At 39.4% G+C, this 18989-nt stretch carries 17 protein-coding genes; 11 read left to right on the top strand and 6 right to left on the bottom strand.

Annotated elements, in window-relative coordinates:
* Positions 1-147: 147 nt before the first annotated feature.
* Positions 148-1479, bottom strand: coding sequence for a P-loop NTPase fold protein (locus H6G26_RS00545; protein WP_190727540.1), 1332 nt, complete (start codon positions 1477-1479; stop codon positions 148-150).
* Between the two features lie 690 nt (positions 1480-2169).
* Between H6G26_RS00545 and H6G26_RS00540 the strand changes: the two genes are divergently transcribed.
* From H6G26_RS00540 to ftsZ, 3 genes are all read left to right on the top strand, one after another.
* Positions 2170-3024: an FtsQ-type POTRA domain-containing protein gene (locus tag H6G26_RS00540; RefSeq protein WP_190727401.1), complete on the top strand. Its 855-nt coding sequence runs from the start codon at positions 2170-2172 to the stop codon at positions 3022-3024.
* Between the two features lie 827 nt (positions 3025-3851).
* On the top strand, positions 3852-4142 hold the full coding sequence (locus H6G26_RS00535; protein ID WP_229561209.1) for a hypothetical protein: 291 nt from the start codon (positions 3852-3854) through the stop codon (positions 4140-4142).
* A 54-nt stretch (positions 4143-4196) separates the two neighbouring features.
* A complete protein-coding gene (ftsZ, locus tag H6G26_RS00530; protein WP_190727400.1) occupies positions 4197-5513 on the top strand; it encodes a cell division protein FtsZ in 1317 nt (438 codons plus the stop codon).
* Between the two features lie 443 nt (positions 5514-5956).
* Here the strand turns inward: ftsZ and gshB are convergent, their stop codons facing one another.
* From gshB to H6G26_RS00510, 4 genes are all read right to left on the bottom strand, one after another.
* Positions 5957-6931, bottom strand: coding sequence for a glutathione synthase (gene gshB, locus H6G26_RS00525; RefSeq protein ID WP_190727399.1), 975 nt, complete (start codon positions 6929-6931; stop codon positions 5957-5959).
* Positions 6932-7185: 254 nt separating this feature from the next.
* Positions 7186-7449, bottom strand: coding sequence for a glutaredoxin 3 (gene grxC, locus H6G26_RS00520; RefSeq protein ID WP_190727398.1), 264 nt, complete (start codon positions 7447-7449; stop codon positions 7186-7188).
* 323 nt (positions 7450-7772) lie between these two features.
* On the bottom strand, positions 7773-8507 hold the full coding sequence (locus tag H6G26_RS00515; protein WP_190727397.1) for a PEP-CTERM sorting domain-containing protein: 735 nt from the start codon (positions 8505-8507) through the stop codon (positions 7773-7775).
* A 401-nt stretch (positions 8508-8908) separates the two neighbouring features.
* Entirely contained in the window at positions 8909-10990 is a 2082-nt protein-coding gene (locus tag H6G26_RS00510; protein ID WP_190727396.1) for a cation:proton antiporter, read from the bottom strand.
* A gap of 414 nt (positions 10991-11404) precedes the next feature.
* Between H6G26_RS00510 and bchM the strand changes: the two genes are divergently transcribed.
* The 5 genes from bchM to H6G26_RS00485 all read left to right on the top strand — a co-directional run bounded on the left by bchM (position 11405) and on the right by H6G26_RS00485 (position 15300).
* Positions 11405-12091: a magnesium protoporphyrin IX methyltransferase gene (bchM, locus tag H6G26_RS00505; RefSeq protein WP_190727395.1), complete on the top strand. Its 687-nt coding sequence runs from the start codon at positions 11405-11407 to the stop codon at positions 12089-12091.
* A gap of 429 nt (positions 12092-12520) precedes the next feature.
* A complete protein-coding gene (locus H6G26_RS00500; RefSeq protein ID WP_190727394.1) occupies positions 12521-13000 on the top strand; it encodes a hypothetical protein in 480 nt (159 codons plus the stop codon).
* Between the two features lie 99 nt (positions 13001-13099).
* Positions 13100-13480: a DUF423 domain-containing protein gene (locus H6G26_RS00495; protein WP_190727393.1), complete on the top strand. Its 381-nt coding sequence runs from the start codon at positions 13100-13102 to the stop codon at positions 13478-13480.
* Positions 13481-13802: 322 nt separating this feature from the next.
* On the top strand, positions 13803-14693 hold the full coding sequence (gene phnD, locus H6G26_RS00490) for a phosphate/phosphite/phosphonate ABC transporter substrate-binding protein (RefSeq protein WP_190727392.1): 891 nt from the start codon (positions 13803-13805) through the stop codon (positions 14691-14693).
* 109 nt (positions 14694-14802) lie between these two features.
* Positions 14803-15300, top strand: a complete 498-nt coding sequence (locus H6G26_RS00485) for an ATP-binding protein (RefSeq protein ID WP_190727391.1) — start codon at positions 14803-14805, stop codon at positions 15298-15300.
* A gap of 26 nt (positions 15301-15326) precedes the next feature.
* Here H6G26_RS00485 and H6G26_RS00480 read toward each other — a convergent pair whose 3' ends face one another.
* Positions 15327-16091 carry a nucleotidyltransferase domain-containing protein gene (locus H6G26_RS00480; protein WP_199326577.1) on the bottom strand — a complete coding sequence of 255 codons (765 nt, stop codon included), beginning with the start codon at positions 16089-16091 and terminating at the stop codon, positions 15327-15329.
* Here H6G26_RS00480 and egtC point away from each other — a divergent pair.
* The 3 genes from egtC to H6G26_RS00465 all read left to right on the top strand — a co-directional run bounded on the left by egtC (position 16090) and on the right by H6G26_RS00465 (position 18760).
* On the top strand, positions 16090-16878 hold the full coding sequence (gene egtC, locus H6G26_RS00475; RefSeq protein WP_190727390.1) for an ergothioneine biosynthesis protein EgtC: 789 nt from the start codon (positions 16090-16092) through the stop codon (positions 16876-16878). The genes H6G26_RS00480 and egtC overlap by 2 nt on opposite strands.
* A 289-nt stretch (positions 16879-17167) precedes the next feature.
* Positions 17168-18202, top strand: a complete 1035-nt coding sequence (egtD, locus tag H6G26_RS00470) for an L-histidine N(alpha)-methyltransferase (protein ID WP_190727389.1) — start codon at positions 17168-17170, stop codon at positions 18200-18202.
* Between the two features lie 222 nt (positions 18203-18424).
* Positions 18425-18760 (top strand): hypothetical protein, encoded by a 336-nt coding sequence (locus H6G26_RS00465; protein ID WP_190727388.1) that lies wholly within the window; start codon positions 18425-18427, stop codon positions 18758-18760.
* Positions 18761-18989: the final 229 nt, after the last annotated feature.

Raw genomic sequence — 18989 nt, 5'->3', positions numbered from 1 at the left:
GGGCACTTGTACTGAGCGTACTCCTAGGTCGAAGCAAGCTACGCGTAGCGTCTTGTAGAGAAGTATTGGACATGGGGGATGGGGCATTGGTCATTAATCCAATGGCAGAGGACACAGGACTAATGACTAATGGCTTACCCAACACTGTTACTTATTTTGTTGCCAAGCAAAGACTTTTTCTGTTTCTGCTAAGGCTGGACTGATGCCGAACCACCGCCCTAGAGGATCACGATATTCAAACAGATACATACTTCGTAGTAAACTCTGGTAGTCAGACTCACCTTTAACTCTCTGCTGCTGCACTACTTCAAACAATAATTCCCACTGGGATTCATCAATAGCTAATAGCAGATCGTCGCGGTAGTCCTTAATTACGGCTTCTAAGCAGTCCCTAGAAAAAGGTGGATCTTGTCGTTGCAGGCAACTATAAAGTAAACCCAATAAATTACGAATGTGGCCACCGCTAACGCGACATAGACGATCCAAGGTTTGGGAGTGATCGAATAATTCTGTAATTAATGAAAGCCTTCCATTCAAAGGAACTTCTGGAAAAGCTCTTGCTAAGACTAACTGGCGGACTAGTGACATACCTGGTTCGTAATCACTGCCATCTCTTTGGCGCACTAATACCATCGGCAGTACTTTTGGCGCAATCCCTCCCCCCAGGCGATTTTTCAGTGTCTCGTACTCATTGGAGAAAATTAACGTTAGGGGAATGGTGTAAACTAGGTGGCATTTGAGCCGACGTAACTGTTCGCCTCGGTCGATGAAGAGATATTCCGGTTGCGATCGCCCCGATGCTAGGGGACGCATATCGACTCGATCCAAATTATCTACAATCACTACCAGCCCTTTCTGACCCCGCAGCTTTAGCTGTTCAACAGCTTTTTCTAAAATTTCTTCGTTAATCGCTTGCAAAATACTATTGGTACGTGGCTCCAAATATTGTCTCAGTTGATTCCGCATCTGGGTGCTATCTTTAGTTTTGGCAGTAATTTTGGCAATACCCAAGGACAACTCTGCTTGTCCAGAAAGCTCTATGGGGCTTTGCAAAAAATCGCCTACTTCTTTAAACAAATTGGTAAAGTAACCAGGTTTGAGTTTGATGCTAATCGCTTCTAAACTGGCACTGACTTGACGGGCTACACTCAGCAAAATATCGCTGACATCAATATCTGCCATATCTAAGTCTTGACTGGACTCAAAATAAACCACATGAAATCCCGCCAATTCTAGTTCTGTCTTCAGACGCTGCAATTCTGTTGACTTACCGCAGCCAATGTGACCCGTAAATAACTGGCAGGTTGGCTCATCAGGAGAAATCCGAATGATAGTCCGTTGCAATTCTTCCACAATCTTGCAACCACGGACATCAGCAAAATCTATGTAATACTGGCGATCTAGCACGTTACTTATATAAAGCGTGTAACTTGGGTTACACGCTTTATAAAAACGTGACAGATTTAATGTCGTTTTCATGTATATAGAGGTGTATGTAGATGTGTAGGTAGATGCAGTTAATTCGTATTTTTTATACAAAAAATCTCTAGCCGGGATGTAAGCATACGATTAATTCGCAAGTTGGTAGTTCTTGCAAAAGACAGCACTTATTACAGATCACTGTCAGTAGTACGCTAGAGATTTAGTTGACCCTAATAACCTTAAGCATATCTGTCCTTTTTACACCTGCTATTGAGGTTTTGACAATCTGTAGCTTTTACTTGACCTAGTACAAACTTTTAGAACTTAGTAAATCAGTAAAAAAAACTACGAAATTATCATGGCTCTCAGTTCGTATAGCTGATGATGTAGAACTGGTATTAATTATAGCAAGGTACACAGAGATTGAGGAATATTTATTTATCACTTCATATTCTATTTGTCAAGAAAACAAAATCATAAATATCTAAATTAAGACTTTGTAACCTTTAGGCAAGAAATCTTTGATGATCGCTTGTCGAAAAGACTACACTCAGTTAAAAATGGACACCGGAAACTTCAATTGGAATAATGGCTAGCGCCACGATTTTTGTGTAGTTACTGTAAAGTGTTACTAAAAATAAAAAAAGTCTTGAGGAGAGAGGCTAACAGATGCTAACAGTGTTTACTGAAATTAATAATGATATGAGGGCATCAAGGAATTTGGACTGCAATCAGAAAGGGGTTTAAATGGCTGGCATCATATCAGTTTCCCGCACGCTTCTAGCCCAACGTCGTAAGAAATTACGTCGGCAGCGGCAGATGAGAATTATTCAGGCTATTTGGCGAACTTTTGCCATTATCGGTTTGGCGAGTGGATTGCTGTGGGTCGCAATCCAACCAGTGTGGGTGCTAAAAAATCCTAAACAAGTAGTAATGAAATCGGGTAATCAATTACTGTCGGATAAAACAACTCAATCACTGTTGGTGCTATCTTACCCGCAATCTTTATGGCGGATTGAACCGACAGCGATCGCCAACTCTTTGAAGAAACAACCAACTATTGCCCAAGCGATCGTAAGACGCCGCCTTTTTCCTCCTGGATTAAACATTGAAATCCAAGAACGAGTCCCTGTCGCAGTGACTCAAACAGCAAGTGGTCAAAATCAGGGCACTGGCAACAAAAAAGTCACAATTGGCTTACTAGATGCAAGCGGGGCCTGGATGCCTTTAGAAAAATACACATCACTGAATCCCACTAAGAAATTACCCAATCTCAGAGTAATTGGATTGCCCAAACAATACTGTCTCTACTGGACTCAACTTCATCAAGCCCTCAGCCAAAGTCCCGTAAAAGTTATAGAAATTGATTGCCAAAATCCAGCAAATTTAATTTTGAAAACAGAATTAGGAAATGTCCATCTCGGTGTTCCAGGCCCCGAGTTGCCTGAACAAATAAAGGTACTTGCCCAAATGCGCCATTTAACAGCAAAACTCAATTCCGATCAAATAGAGTATATTGATCTGAAAAATCCTGATTTTCCATTAGTACAAATGAACCAAAAAGATCAAAAGTTAACTCCCAAAATTCCCAAAAATATCTAGTACAGCACGGCGGAAATAATCAGACCATTGGAAAGCCCTTTAGGGCTTATTCTATAACACTTTTGACTTTTGACTTTTGACTTCCGCCGTGCGGTACTAGCGTGTTTAATATATTGATAGCTCCTAGTAAATTAAGAAGCTTTATGCTGATAAATATATTTATTATTTTCAGTTTTCTCGCAAACCACCCGAAAATAGGCATTAACTTCTAATTAAAATGAGAAGAGCAATCATAAAATCTCCATTGCGAATAAAACACTCTCAATTGTGACCCTAACATCTAACTAATAGTAGGGTAGCTGTAGGACAGTCTAATGATGGTCTATGGCGTGAAAAATGCTTCTGTGCATAGATTATTTGACTAAAGCCAGTGCAAAAAGAGAAAAATGCTTGAGTTTTCTATTAAGATTTGACTCATGAGCAAAGTATATTGATAAAAAAGGTTTGCACTACTATCCCAGTGCAGAGCCAAAATGCTCTAACTTTGGTTTGTCGAGGATACTTCCAAAGACAGTTTACCGGAGTTTTTATCTGTAACTAAAAATACCGTTTGAGGTTACGTAAGTATTGCTTTTGGGCAATCAATTTGAACTGTTCTCTGCCGTAATTCCTATTAGATTACGAAACCTATGGGAAAATCTTGATTTGTTGACCACATTAGCGAAGGTTCTCGTAAGATAGATTATTGCTGCAACAAAGTGTCCATTAAGACCGCCCAAACAACAAATTAATCGGGTATAGTCTGACAAGTAATTTCTTGCTTACTTAAACCTTAAGGATAAGTAAGTATAAGGTAAATTCTGTGCCTAAAGTTGCAATTATCTCCAATGGTGAAATCTATTAACAATATTATTGAGGCAGATAAGATGCGCTGTAGTGTATCTTTACAATTTATGCCTTCTGCTGAAAATAATGAAGAGATTAATGTCTGGTTGAAGTTATACAGGTCACTTTTGGATAAATATAGGTATACTTCTCTGGAATTGGCTGTGCGATCGGCTGTGTTAAAAGCTTATCCCATAGCAAATTTTCGCACTGTCAATTCTGTTAGGCTTGGCAGTAGTGAAAACAAGAAAGAACAGTGCCATAGTATCGTGGCAGTGTCAAACTATAGTTGACTCTTAGGTGAATAACACCTGAAAAAGTCGTTTATCTACCCTTTCACAAATCCAATGACACTTGATAATAACCAAGGACTCACCTATAAGAATTCCCAATCTACGGGACAGCCGGGGTTTTCTCTGGCAGTTAACTCGACTAATCCCTTTAATAACTCTGGGTTAAACTTCGGACAAAATCACGAGAATAAGAAAGTTTCTGCGGAAAATAGCCGAATTGGCGAGATTGTTCCTGGCCGGGTTGCCAACATCAAAGTGATTGGTGTAGGCGGCGGCGGTGGCAATGCCGTTAACCGTATGATCGAATCTGATGTCTCTGGCGTAGAGTTTTGGTCAATTAACACTGATGCCCAAGCTCTTACCTTAGCTGGCGCTCCCAGTAGATTGCAAATTGGACAGAAGCTAACCCGGGGTTTAGGAGCAGGTGGTAATCCTGCCATCGGTCAAAAGGCAGCTGAGGAATCACGAGACGAAATTGCTACAGCTTTAGAGGGTGCAGACCTAGTATTTATCACTGCTGGTATGGGTGGTGGCACTGGGACAGGTGCAGCTCCGATTGTGGCAGAAGTCGCAAAAGAAATGGGCGCTCTTACTGTTGGTGTAGTCACACGCCCATTTGTTTTTGAGGGACGCCGCCGCACCAGCCAAGCGGAAGAAGGTATTCAAGGACTAAAGAGTAGAGTAGATACACTGATCATTATTCCCAACAACAAACTGTTGGAAGTGATCCCCGAACAAACGCCTGTGCAAGAAGCTTTTCGCTATGCAGATGATGTGTTGCGTCAAGGGGTGCAGGGTATTTCTGATATCATCACGATCCCCGGCTTGGTAAACGTTGACTTTGCTGATGTTCGAGCTGTAATGGCAGATGCAGGATCAGCATTGATGGGAATTGGCGTTAGCTCTGGAAAATCTAGAGCTAGAGAAGCTGCGATCGCAGCTATTTCTTCACCATTACTCGAATGTTCTATTGAAGGTGCGAGAGGGGTTGTCTTTAATATTACAGGTGGTACTGACCTGACTTTGCATGAAGTTAATGCAGCCGCAGAAGCAATCTATGAAGTAGTTGATCCCAACGCCAATATTATTTTTGGGGCTGTAATTGATGATAGGCTTCAAGGTGAGGTAAGAATTACTGTAATTGCTACCGGATTTACAGGTGAAGTGCAAGCTGTGCAACAACAAAGCGTGGCTAACGTTAGAGTAGCACCTAATACCTCGAAGCGACCAACAACACAGCAACCGACAGTTAATCCCCCAACCTCAGCTCCGACTCCAAGTCCAAGCCCAACTCCAATTCCAGAACCAAAAGAAAAACCTGGATTGGATATACCTGATTTCCTGAGAAACCGACGAACACCACGGAATTAAAAGATTTTGGATTTGAGATTTTAGATTAAATTAGCAGTCTCAAGTTAAGCTGAGTGCTGGATAAAATCTGCTAGTTTCAGGGTTCTACTAAGGGCAGGGGTAAGCAATCTATTGCCATCCCCAATTTTGCTAATGGCTAAAAAACTCGTTAACGCTACTTTATAGAAATAGAATGAACTTGGGCAGGAGTCTGCTGGCTCATATGTCCAGCTGTATTTTTGAAACAAAAAAACCGGAAAACCTGCCCGACTAGAGATGGGACACTGAATATCCCGTCATAGATATGACATCGCTACATCTACCCCCGCGATCTATTAAGTTTATATTCGGTATAAATAAATATATTTACTTAAAGTAAGTTGCGTAGGCGAGTTACCTACGCAAGCGTCCGAAGGAAGTCTGTTTTCTGGAAAATAGAATACGAATCAAAAAATAGACGTAAATTATTTTTTGCTTTTGAGTTTCTGTTCAATCCATTGAATAACCTGATGACCAAGGTGAGTTCCATCTAGGCGATCAATCTCACGAATTCCGGTAGGACTAGTGACGTTAACTTCAGTGAGGTAGCCACCAATAATATCAATACCCACGAAAATTAAGCCATCTTGACGTAAACGTTCGGCCAATTGGGTAGAGATTTCATACTCTCTTGGGGTAATTTCGGTTTGAGCGACGGTACCACCAGTTGCCATATTATTGCGAAAATCAGTTCCGCTAGAGAGGCGATTGAGCGCACCAATTGGTTCCCCATTGAGCAGGATAATTCGCTTATCTCCTTCTTTTGCCTCCGGTAAATAAGTTTGTACCATTACTGGCACTCGACCTTGGAGGGTGCTGAGTTCGACAATAGAGTTAAAATTGCGATCGCCTGATTGCAAAAACAAAATTCCTTCCCCAGCTTTGTTACCCAGTGGTTTGAGAACCGCAGATCCCTTTGTTTCAACAAATTTCCGGATAAACTCTTTATTGGCACTGACAATCGTTTCTGGAATCGCCTTGATAAACTGGAGGGCATACATTTTTTCATTTGCCCCTCGGATGCCGCTAGGACTGTTAATCAGTAGGGTTTTATTTTGGTCAATGTAATCCAGAATGTAGGTGGCATAGAGGTAAGAATCATTGACAGGTGGATCTGTCCGCATAAATACGGCGTCCATTGTCTCTAAAGAAGTTAAGGAAGAATCACTCAACTTATACCAAGGATTCGCCGCTACCCAGCGTCCCTCCACCAACTGCACTGGTACAAGTTCGACTCGCTGTAGGACAGCCCAAGCTTTGCTCTCCACCACACTCAGCAGATTTGCCTGAGTTACCCAAACTTCGTGTCCCATAATTTGCGCTGCTTCAATCAGGGCAACACTGGTATCATGACACGGGTCAAGCAGATGGATGGGATCAATGATAAAAGCCAGTTTCACCCTTTATACCTCAATCACCAAGAAATTAAATGGTTATTCAATTATTATCTCTTGATGCTCTCACCAATTGACGTATATGTGTACTACTGAGTAAAAACTGGAGGGTAAAGCCTTGTGGACAGATATCGCTTTTGTGAGAAGAAGTTCGTAAACAAGGCAGCGCATTGCTCTCCCTTCCAGAATTGTAGCGACTGCCGTGTAATTTGCAGCGGCTTGTCGCTAGCGATCGCAAAACATTCTCAACCTAGACGCTATTAGTTAGAACTTAGTAGCTCATCCAGCTTGCCTTGACTATCTAAAGCGTGGATATCATCACAACCACCTATATGGTCATCATTGATGAAAATTTGCGGTAAAGAACGGCGTCCATTTGCTCTTTGAGCCATTTTATTTCTGGCTACCTCATCTCCATCAATGCTGTATTCGATAAATTCAACTCCCTTGTTCTTCAGCAAACTTTTGGCACGGATGCAAAATGGGCAAGTCCTCCAAGTGTAAATTTCTACTTTTGCAGCCATAACGTCCTCAAATTGATTTAATACTTCTTGATTTTAGAACTTTGCCACTGATTCTAACGGACTTATGCTGTTTTGACTTTATCTTCTGAAATACTTAAATAGATTTGTATAAATAAAGGTTAGTTCACAATGAAATCTGAACTTTTGACTTAGATGATATTTGCACCAAGTTTCTCAATAAATCAGTTATATTATGTTTTAATTTCTGATTAATCAACAAATTTTATAGGATTAAGGGAGACACACCCAATGCCAATAGAGAACAATATGAGTTAACCGTATATTCTTTTAAAGAGTGCATTTGGTGTGTCCCAATAAAGCTTCTACGAAACTGTAATTGAAGCTGGCACTAGAGCCTTTTTCTTCGTTACTTTCAGCGCACCCAGAGCAAATAGGCCAAGGGCAGCTACTGTAGTAGGCTCAGGTACTTTTTGAGTTGGTGGTTTCGGGGGAGTGTAGTAAGGTGCTTGTCCTTTAAGTTTGCTACTTCCTTCACGCTTGGTTCCAGAACCGATACTCATTAGGCGCACTCCAAAGTTTTGCTGAGAAAACTGAGTCAATGTTAAAGCTTGGGAACTATGGGATAGGGTAAAGATGGTAGATTGGATATCGCCTTTTCCTTGACCTATACCTTCTTGACCAATTTGTACCCCAGCATCAAAGAAGTTCGTCTCCTTACCATTGCCATTGAGATTGTTGTTACTGTCGCCCACAGAGTCAACTGTTCCAGCAGGGCCAAATTTTTTAGCTGTTACATCTGTACCCACTACTTGGAGACCACTAAGGAGTGAGTCATCCAAAATGTTGAAGAAAACACCGCGGATGTCAGCAATTTTGTTGTTGCCAGTCGATAAATAATCTACTTTAAACTGAACTTTGCCAGGCCCTTCTATTGCGTCATCCAATGTAAACTTCACCTGAGTATCCGCACCGGTGAAGTCATTAATAGTGAAATTCATCGAAGCGGCATTAGCAGGGGCAAAAGCAGAAGACGATATCACAACAGCAGTAGCAGCCAAAAAGGAGGTTACTGCTGAAGTCGAAAATAGATGTTTCATATTAATCAATGCTTGGAAAACAAAATGGTAGGAATCAGTCGCTAATGATGGGAATTTACCGTTTGCTATCCATGTAAAATCAGATGCTCCCAGTGAAAAGCCTTTCACTAATCTAAACACTGAATTATAAAGTTGTCTATAATACCAGCCTTAGTTCAAAAAGACTTTATTTTTGGCTTCATATAATAAAAAACCCAGTATTGCTACTGAGTTTTATGGTTCTTAAGTACATATTATGTATTGCTAAAACCGCCTATCTTGAAGAATTAAGCAATCGTATTCAATATTTACCTTCGTAAAACTCGTAGAGAACATGAATCGCTCTTGTCGATTCCCATCACTGACGCAAAAGCGATCGCAAGTATTTTTACTTTCCCTTTTTGCTGGTGTTGACTCGTACATCACGAGTTAGGTTCTCCAAGCAAGACGATTGAGCACGTCAATTCTCGAAGTAACTGCGTTGTCACTTGGCTGACGGCTAATCCACCTGCTGTGCGATAACGAACGGAACGTAACACTGCTAAATCAAATGCCTGAGCTTCCCGAATTATGGTTCTAGCAATATCATCACCCCTGATTGTTTGAATATTCGTATTCACCCGTAATTGGCCTTTAGAGGTAATATCAGACAATTGAGATACAAAGTTTTCTACCCGAGCCGGTGGTGTTTTGCGATCGGATACGTGTAACAGCACTACTTCTGCCTGATTAACATCAGCCAAAATCTGGGCAAATCTCAAAGCGCCTATAGTTTGCCGCGTTAAGTCTCCAACTGGTACAAGAATTCTTTGAATTGTCTTAGGACTACTTAAGAGGCGTGTTACTGCTACTGGACAATGAGAAGACCAGAAAACGCTATCAATTACACTACCAAATAAACGGGCACGTAAACCTGTTGTCTGCGACCAACCCATCACTACTAAACTAGCGTTTTGTTCTCGGCTGGTGCGGCTAATCCCTAAAGCTGCATCATCATCAATCCGAATTGCTGGTGATACTTCCACCTCAAATTCTTGACTGATTTCTTTGGCTAAATTCAATCTTTCCCGGCTTTGATTGAGCGCTGTAACTAATTGCGGATCATCCATCTGAATATGTGCTTTAGTAATAGCTAATGGCACAATCCTTCCAGATTCATGACTAACCAGTAGTGCTGCCATTTCGATTAAATAGCGCTGGGTTTGGGGGTTGTATATTGGCACTAGTACAGTAAATGGATATTGATTTTTCTCTGTTTGCTCATCTTCATTACCTTGCCACCAAGTTGTCAAACTATCTGTTTCAAAATCTGTCTGAGAAAGCTGTAGTGAAGGAGCAAATCGTGCTGTTATTATGGGACCCAGAATTGCAGTTACCAGCATAAGCACAATCACACTGTTTAAAACAGCTTCACTGATTAAGCGCTCACCAGCAGGATTTACCGTTTGATAAGCAACCAAGGTTGCTGCTAGTGTGGCTGCCACCTGTGGTAGCGACAATGACCACATCGTTAGCAATTCTGCCGTATTGTAGCGATACAATAATTTGGCTAAGAATGCTGCTATAAATTTGCTGCCAATCAAAGCTATTACAATTACCAGAGTCAGCCAAATTGAACTGAGGGTTTTGATAAATGCAGGAATATTAATCAATAATCCCATGTCCACAAAGAAACAAGGGATAAATAAAGCACTACCAATAAATTCGATTTTCTCTCTGACTGGGCTACGTCCCAGAACGTCGTTGACAGCTAAACCTGCTAAAAAGGCACCAACAATTTTTTCAACTCCAATTACCTGCGCTCCGACAGATGCCAAAAATAATGCTAGTAAGATAAACAAAAACTGGTTACTTTGTTCATCCCCAGAGCGGCGAAAAAATTCTTTTCCTGCCCAGTCAAAGCCAAACAGGACAACAGCAGTGTAAATTGCTAATCCACCCAATAAAATCGCTAAACTCATGGCGGAGAATTCCCCTCCGTGAATTCCAACACAAATCGCTAATACTAGCAAAGCACCTGTGTCAGTAAAAATTGTGGCACCAATCGTAACGGTTACAGCTTCATTCGTTACTACTCCCAGACGACTCACAATTGGATATGCCAAGAGGGTATGAGAGGCCAGTAAAGAACCAATGAGGACGGAGGCATTCCAACTAAAATTGAATAATCGTCCTGTAGCAATGCCAGCAATCATTGGAACTAAAAATGTTAAAATACCAAATCCAATTGAACGATTTCTAGTTTTACGAAACTGCTCTAAGTCAATTTCTAAACCTGCTACAAACATCAAATAAAGTTTGCCTATTTCTGAGAGCAGATTAATAGTTTCAGACTCATGATTTAATAACTTTAGCCCATTCTGTCCTAATAATATCCCTGCCACCAACAACCCCACTAATCCAGGTAGCCGTAGCCGCTCAAATATAGGGGGTACAGTAAAGATTACTGTTAGGAGAATTGTAAATGCAACGATAGGGCTGTCTGTGAGCGAGTTCAGTGCCATATTTAATAATTAAGCCTAAATAGGAAATCTAAAGATAGCAGAAGAAATTTTACTTAAAGTTTTTGTTTGCTTTAGTTTTATTAGTTACAAACCATAAAAACTTTAACAGCATAAAGGTTGCGATCGCATTGCGATTCTACCTTAAGAAAGTATTTTATACATCTACGGTATGAAATATTGATACAACTTATAGTAATAAAAATAATCGATCTTTAAAGAGTAAGAAATTATTTTAAAAAACCATAAAACGATAATAATTTATTAAATATAGCAATTCTTGTTTAAATAATTACGGATGCACAGATGTGTGCCTTAAGTTCTCTGCACCATATCTAGAAAAATCTGGAAGACCGCTCTTATGGGTTCCTATCAATGATAATTTTAAACATTGGGAACTTCTAAAAATCAAAGTTTATGAACGCAGCCGACGATAAAACGATTGTTCGCGAGTATTTCAATTCCACAGGGTTTGACCGTTGGAAGCGAATCTACGGCGATGGCGAAGTCAATAAAGTCCAACTAGACATCCGCAATGGACACCAGCAAACCGTGGATACAGTTCTCGGCTGGCTGAAGGCTGATAATAATTTACCAGAGCTATCAATCTGCGATGCTGGGTGTGGTGTCGGTAGTCTCAGCATCCCCCTAGCGGTAGATGGTGCCAAAATCTATGCCACCGATATCTCTGAAAAAATGGTGGAAGAAGGCAAAGATAGAGCAAAGCAAACCTTGGGAAATTCTGAAAATCCCACTTTTGCCGTGCAGGATTTGGAATCCTTGAGTGGTAGTTACCATACCGTTATTTGCTTGGATGTTCTCATCCACTACCCCCAAGAAAAAGCGGATGAGATGATTTCTCATCTCTGTTCTTTGGCACAGTCGCGGATAATTCTCAGTTTTGCGCCGAAGACTTGCGCTCTGAGTATACTCAAGAAAATTGGCAGTTTCTTTCCCGGGCCAAGTAAAGCGACTCGTGCATATTTACATCGTGAAGCTGATGTGGTGAAAATTTTAGAAAGTAATGGCTTTTCATTGCAACGAAAAGCGATGACGAAGACTCGTTTTTATTTTTCCCGCCTACTAGAAGCTACACGTAATTGAAAATTGTAGCATTAATAGCCGACAGGCTATTAATGCTCAGTTATTCTACTTATAAAACGGCAATTGTAATTTTATTTTTAACATTTGGCGCTTGCGTAAACCTTAGCTTACTAAGCTGATGCGCGCCTAAACTGTATAAACACTCTTTACGGTCGTTAACTGTTAACTGTTGACGGTTATCAGTCATCAGTCATCAGCCTTCATATAAATCTTCAAGTTAAATGCGTAACAGCTTACCATTGCTTTCCCTTATGATAGGTGAAGGTGCGGAATGTAGGAGAACCGTAAGCGCCTGTCTACTCTCGAGAAAACACTGAAGCACGTAGAAAAAACGCTTACAAATATATCGCCAGTAGTAGATTGATATACTAGAACCTTTACGAAAGTCAGGTTAAAATCGCTAGCAAAGTTAAAATCTGAAGTGGAACTATGAAAACTGCTGAAAAATTGGCTGCCGGTTGGCTATTAACACTCGGATTTATGTTTGTAACTCTATCAGCAACAGCCGTATTTGAAAAATGTGCTACACGTAAAGCCATCATAATACCTACAGATGAGTATGATTTTACTGCACCAAGTACTACTTATAAAGATGATAATGCTGCTGTTGGTGGTCTAATTTTTGGTGTTCCTACCCTAACACTGGGTACATGGTTAGCATTGGGATTATACCGTCAAAGCCGACAGGAGAAAAAAGCGCTTAATCAACAAGTTAGCGATCGCCTGCAATCGATTTTTTATGAAATGCTACAAAAAAATCATGGGCGAATAACTGTATTAGGCTTTGCTATGCAGTCACAATTACCCGCAGCCCATGCTAGGCAATATTTAGATGAAAAAGCTAAAGACTTCAATGCAAACTTTAAGGTGAACGAAGAAGGGGCCGTATCATATCATTTTGATGTCTAATTGTCATTTGTCCTACCCTGTGGGAAGCCGCTAGCGCGTCTATGTTATTAACTAATGATCAATGACTAATGACTGATAATCAACTTACGGCTAGGTCTAATGACGCAGATTTTTTTGAGCGTAGCTGCCATTTTAGGCGGTTTGTCAGTTGCTGCTGGTGCTTTTGCTTCCCATGCCTTGCGGGAAAAAATTAGTGAGCGATCATTAGAAATTTTTGAAACTGGCGCTCGTTACCAAATGTATCATGCTCTGGCGCTTTTTCTAGTAGCAATACTAATTAGTCGCACCGAAATTCCTCAACCTACTCTTGTCGCCAGTGGATGGTTGTTTCTCATTGGCATTGCTATTTTCTCAGGTAGCTTGTACGCCCTTAGCTTAACCGGTATTAAATCTTTAGGAGCAATCGCACCGCTAGGCGGCGCAGCTTTAATTGCTGGTTGGGGTACTTTAGCTTTTGCTGTTTGGACTTTGAAGTTGTAAAACAGTTAGAAATTAATAGTTAAAGGAATACCAAAAAATTAATTATCCGATATTTGTAGGGTACATTAATGAAGTGTAATGCACCATCTTTAGTTCACGTATTGCGATGTGTTACCCCTTCTATCAAAAGCATCCTACAAATTGGATATTTTTTTAAATTGGAAGTCTTGAAAGCAACAAGAATATTTTCAAACAGGATTTACAAATAAAACTTATTTACGTAATTTTACAGAAGTCATTAATACAAGGAAGCAATAAACTGCATAAGTGTATTACTAAATAGCAGTTAAAAAATTTTACATTTGTAATATCATTTACACTTATGAAACGGCGTAACTTGTTTTGGTATTCGCTCATGTTTGCTGCTGGCTGCACAACAGGAGTAAATTCTACTACTAATAATTCAGAACCGATGACCATAACTGCACCAAAAAATCTCAAATTTGCAGTTACAGATGTTATTGGAATTAAAGACTTACAACAAGATTATGGGCTTTTTCGCGCCACATTAGAAGAAATACTAGGCATAAAAGTTGAGTTTTTTCCTGTAGAAAATACCACAGCAGCAGCACCAGCACTATTATCAAGAGAAGTGGATATTGTATTTGCAGGACCTTCTGAATACTTAATTTTAAATTCTAGAGCAAAGGCTATACCTATAATTGCTATTGAGCGCACGAACTACCATTCGATTATTGTAGTTCGTGCAGATAGCAAAATTAAATTATTATCTCAATTAAAAGGCAAAACAATTGCCATGCGAAAAATTGGCTCAACCTCTGGACATCTTGCTCCCACAAAGCTACTGATAGATGCTGGATTAGATCCAAAAACTGACTTCAAAACTGTCATGTTGGATGATAAAGGAGTACAAGCCTTAAAGAAAGGTGAAGTAGACGCTTGGACAACTGCATCTGACAGATACAAAAATATTTTGGCATCTGAGGGCTTACTTGAAAAAGATTTTTCTGTAATATTTAAAGGAGCATTACTTCCTAATGATATATTTGTTGCTAGTAACCAGTTGGCATCTAGCTTTATAGCAGATATGCGATCGCGCATGATGAACCATCAGGATAAACTAATTCAAAGTTTGGTGACTGCTAAAGCAAACCAAAAGTATAAAGGAGGCAAATTAGTTCTAGCAAATGATGCTGATTATAATATGATTCGTGAAGTTTATCAGAAAATTGGACAAGGAAGTTTTTTATAAAATATAGTCAATAAATAAATGATAGCTAATGGAAAACGCTATTTTAAAAGGATTTTTATCTTAGTTAATAACTTAAGCCATAATTGGGATATCTCTAAAAAAATTAGTTATGGCTATACTCTGGCGGGATATGAAAGAGGTAGATATTCATGAAGGAATTGAGAATACGCTGTTAATTCTGAATCACAAACTTCAATTTCTGATTGAAGTAATTAAAAACTATAGACATTTACCATTAGTTGAGTGTTATCCAGCACAACTAAACCAGGTATTTATGAATATTCTAAATAATGCCATAGATGCTTTGCTAGATCACAAAGCTGATTCAGATAAAAGTAAAAAAATTATTATAAATACATTCAATATAGATGATGTTTACATTAAAGTAGGTATCATAGATAACGGTTCTGGAATTCGACCAGAGATTAAAAATAAACTGTTTGATCCTTTTTTTACAACTAAACCAGTTGGTAAAGGGACTGGGTTAGGTTTAAGTATTTGTTATCAGATAATTGACAAACATAACGGTAAAATAGAAGTAATCTCAGAATTTGAACAAGGTACAGAATTTATAATTTTATTACCAATAAAAACACAACTAAACTAGTGCCACTGCGTGAATAAAGCGCAGCCTCACATAAAATTAGTATTAGCTCTCAGGCGTACTAGCAAATTATGCAAAGCCGCATTCGCTGAAGGTGTTTCGGGTAATGGGCTAGATTCATATGCCTCATGCAACTTATTACGCACACGTTCATATTCTATTTGATGGAAAGCTACATTAACATCTGACAGAATAGACCTTTCTGTACCTGCTAACTTTTGAGCGATTAAATCATGAATATATGGTAAATTAAAAACCTCATCCAGCTTAATTAAATTAGCTTCAACTTCCCCTTTTTGCATCAGATGAATGCCAGTTAAGAGAACTCGATAAACATAAAGTAATACCTTGATCCGATACATCTGTCCTTTATTAAAAAGTTTCCATTGTGTTGCCGCAAAACCAATATAATGGTAATAATGGTGACGAGTAATACAATCTTTAGCAATAAATTTTAATTCTTCATGTTCGGGTGAAGTTGTTAATATTAGAGGTGAATATAGTTGTTCTAACACGTAACCGTTCTTTTTAAGTAGCATTAAAAAGAATTTTTTGACATCATGAGTTACTAAATCAATTTCCAAAGATTCACGAACTTCTGAAACTTCAATAGTTTCATCCCCAGTCTCTAATCCCACCACTTCTTCAACTGGTAAAATATGCACCCCACGCAAGTCATAATCAGAATCAGGTGACGGAAAACCATATAAGTGGGAACCACTAATGATGGCGAATAAAAGCGGGTAAGGCTGTTGCCCAATAATTGTGTTAATTGAAGGTGGAATATTCATCATGTGCCGTTTACTTGCTTACCTCGGTTTGCCTATTTCTTTAGAGCATCTTCTATATAAACCAGAGCACTCATTGATAGTTCAGAGTTATCAACCCCGTGAAATGCGCTCTGGGGTAGTAAATGCAGATGGTTTTGGCGTGGGTTGGTATCATAACCAAAAAGATATCGAACCCTTTACCTACAAAAATACCCTACCTATTTGGAATGACATAAACTTACCCAGTCTCAGCCGTTACATTGAATCAAAGTGTGTACTTGCTTATGTCCGCAGTGCTACATCCGAACAAGCCGTAGATTTTGCTAATTGTCAGCCCTTTAAGCATCAACAACAGCTATTTATTCATGATGGAAAAATCCAAAATTTCCGCAAAACATTACATCGAAAAATCCGCAGCACTTTAACTCAAGATTTTTATGAAAAAATTAATGGCAGTACTGACTCAGAACACATTTTTGCATTGTTACTTTCACAAAGTAAAATTAACAAACATCGACCTCTAGAGTATGCTTTACGTACTACATTATTAACACTCTTAGAGATGGCAAAGCGCTATCAAGTAGAAGCCTCAATCAATGTAATCTTTAGTGACGGACATCGCCTGATAGCTTCTCGGTTTGCTACTACCTCTCCAGCTCCATCTCTTTATTGGATACGAGATGCTCCGGCTTTTTCAAAATCTGTAATTATCGCATCCGAACCACTATTTATAGGTAATTGGATTGCTTTTCCAGAAAATAGCATCATTACTGTGGGAGCGGACAGTGAGATGCAAATTGAGCAAGTTTAGTATGAAAAAGTCTATTTTTCAAATCTTCTATGAATGTTGCCCGAAAAGTTTTGCACTATTCTAAGATATGGACGAAGCCATATTCTATAGTTAGCCTTATCCTGACTTAGCACTGTTGGCTGGCAGTTCGGGCATATTGACATTTGAATCTGGAAATCCCTAAAAATACCTTTAAAGCTTGAGCAATATGGCTCAAGCATGATTTTATTAGCTATGGCTATATGTTTCACTAATTAGGGTAAAGGTTCCCATCACAGGTAATCTATTACGCCAAGCATACGGAGGTTTAATGTCGATATCTAAAGCTGCCAATAGGAACGTTACTTCTCAAAACAGCGTTGAAAAACGCTTGCAGATACAGCGTTTGCTAGCTGCAACTCACATAATTGCACCTAGTACTGGGAGTGATGTAGTGAAGGGATTAACTCAAACATCTAAATCTCTACCACCCTGTTACTTTTATGATGACCGTGGTTCTGAGCTATTTGAGCAAATCTGTGATTTACCAGAATATTATCTCACACGCACAGAAACAACGATTTTACAGCAGTATGCTGGCGAAATTGCCGAGATAACTGGCGCTTGTGAATTAGTAGAACTTGGCAGTGGCAGTTCTACCAAAACCCGCATCTTACTAGATGCCTACCAGCAGCTAGGCTATCCCCTGCACTACCTACCAATTGATGTATGTGCAGGTATGTTAGAAAGTAGCGCCAAGCAGTTATTAAGAGATTATCCCTCACTGCAAGTTTATGCTTTAGCGGGAACCTATGAATTAGCCCTTGCAAAACTCTTACCGACGCAACTACCCAGCCGAATGGTTTGTTTTATTGGTAGCAGTTTAGGTAATCTTACACCTAGTGAGTGTGATGTTTTCTTCTCTCAAATTACAGAAGCCCTACAAGTAGGTGAGTATTTCTTGCTGGGGGTAGATTTACGAAAGCCAAAACAGATTTTAGAACCAGCTTATAGCGACAGTCAGGGAGTGACGGCAGCCTTTAACCTCAATATGCTAGAGCATTTAAATCAACGATTTGAGGGGAATTTTGACACCACCCAGTTTGAACACTGGGCGTTTTACAATGAAAGTGAGCATCAAATAGAAATGCATTTACGCAGCCTGCGATCGCAAATTGTAGAATTAGGCGCTCTTAATCTCAAGGTTAATTTTGCACTAGGTGAGACTATCCTCACCGAAATTTCCCGCAAATTTGACCTCAATATTCTCAAGCAGCAACTCGCTGCACAGGGTTTATCACCTCTTCATGTATGGACAGATCCAAATCAATGGTTTGGTTTATTGCTCTGTCAGCTGCAAGCATAAAGCAAATCAAAGTATGCTTCATATATATAGAGGTTCTCAGTTGAGTTCAATATAGACTTAACAAGAACAACCCACACCAGTGAGAGAGATTCTAATTGTTCTCTCTCCCTGTGGTAGTATTTTTACTAAGTACTGATGTATTTTATATGTCAATATACATCTTTAATTAGCGCAAATAAATAAACTAAATATTTAGCCCGTGATTATTGCTGCATCGAAGGTGTGGGAAAAATTCTGCTGAATATAGGAACCCGTGGCTGCGGCTTAGTTGCAGTTATATTGGCATTATCAGCTAAATTGGCATTAGCACCAGAAGAATTATTGGCTGCCTCAGAGAGGATAGGTGGTTTGCTATTAGTAGAATTGGCAAAATCGCTCAATTGGATAGCCGTAGGTGAACTTAAAGATATGGAAGTAATATTATCAAGATTTTGGCTGTTAGATTTTACCGGAGTTTCAGCTTGGGATGGAGTAATAATGAAAGCCGAGCTTGTTCCTAATGCCAGTATGAGCAGATTAAAAATATATTGTCGCATGGGAATTTTTCAAATTGATTAATAAATGTTTAAAGCTTCAAGAAGTTGTATTTGTTCTCAGTTGGAAATAAAATCTTGATTTTCCAAGATAAATCACCTCGCTGTTAAAGAAAACCTGATTACAGCGATTTGCAGATGAATAGACTAGTAACGCATACTTCGGATTTGAATGCAGCTTAGTAGATTGATTCAGTTATTAAAGCTAACTCCTTCAGCTACCTTTTCTAGAAGGTAAGGAGAAGCTAAGCTCT

It is taken from the genome of Nostoc sp. FACHB-888 (assembly GCF_014696655.1).
In the GTDB taxonomy this organism is placed as follows: Bacteria; Cyanobacteriota; Cyanobacteriia; order Cyanobacteriales; family Nostocaceae; genus Nostoc.
The sequence above is the reverse complement of the archived record's forward strand: the minus strand, read 5'-3'. Positions and strand labels throughout refer to the sequence as shown.

Bases quoted from the DNA above. Each gene is read 5' to 3' on its own strand.
- H6G26_RS00480 (WP_199326577.1), bottom strand. From the start codon at position 16,091: ATGATGAATATTCCACCTTCAATTAACACAATTATTGGGCAACAGCCT.
- phnD (WP_190727392.1), top strand. From the start codon at position 13,803: ATGAAACGGCGTAACTTGTTTTGGTATTCGCTCATGTTTGCTGCTGGC.
- grxC (WP_190727398.1), bottom strand. From the start codon at position 7,449: ATGGCTGCAAAAGTAGAAATTTACACTTGGAGGACTTGCCCATTTTGC.
- H6G26_RS00495 (WP_190727393.1), top strand. From the start codon at position 13,100: ATGACGCAGATTTTTTTGAGCGTAGCTGCCATTTTAGGCGGTTTGTCA.
- egtD (WP_190727389.1), top strand. From the start codon at position 17,168: ATGTCGATATCTAAAGCTGCCAATAGGAACGTTACTTCTCAAAACAGC.
- ftsZ (WP_190727400.1), top strand. From the start codon at position 4,197: ATGACACTTGATAATAACCAAGGACTCACCTATAAGAATTCCCAATCT.
- H6G26_RS00510 (WP_190727396.1), bottom strand. From the start codon at position 10,990: ATGGCACTGAACTCGCTCACAGACAGCCCTATCGTTGCATTTACAATT.
- H6G26_RS00540 (WP_190727401.1), top strand. From the start codon at position 2,170: ATGGCTGGCATCATATCAGTTTCCCGCACGCTTCTAGCCCAACGTCGT.
- H6G26_RS00535 (WP_229561209.1), top strand. From the start codon at position 3,852: ATGGTGAAATCTATTAACAATATTATTGAGGCAGATAAGATGCGCTGT.
- H6G26_RS00515 (WP_190727397.1), bottom strand. From the start codon at position 8,507: ATGAAACATCTATTTTCGACTTCAGCAGTAACCTCCTTTTTGGCTGCT.
- H6G26_RS00485 (WP_190727391.1), top strand. From the start codon at position 14,803: ATGGCTATACTCTGGCGGGATATGAAAGAGGTAGATATTCATGAAGGA.
- egtC (WP_190727390.1), top strand. From the start codon at position 16,090: ATGTGCCGTTTACTTGCTTACCTCGGTTTGCCTATTTCTTTAGAGCAT.
- H6G26_RS00500 (WP_190727394.1), top strand. From the start codon at position 12,521: ATGAAAACTGCTGAAAAATTGGCTGCCGGTTGGCTATTAACACTCGGA.
- H6G26_RS00545 (WP_190727540.1), bottom strand. From the start codon at position 1,479: ATGAAAACGACATTAAATCTGTCACGTTTTTATAAAGCGTGTAACCCA.
- bchM (WP_190727395.1), top strand. From the start codon at position 11,405: ATGAACGCAGCCGACGATAAAACGATTGTTCGCGAGTATTTCAATTCC.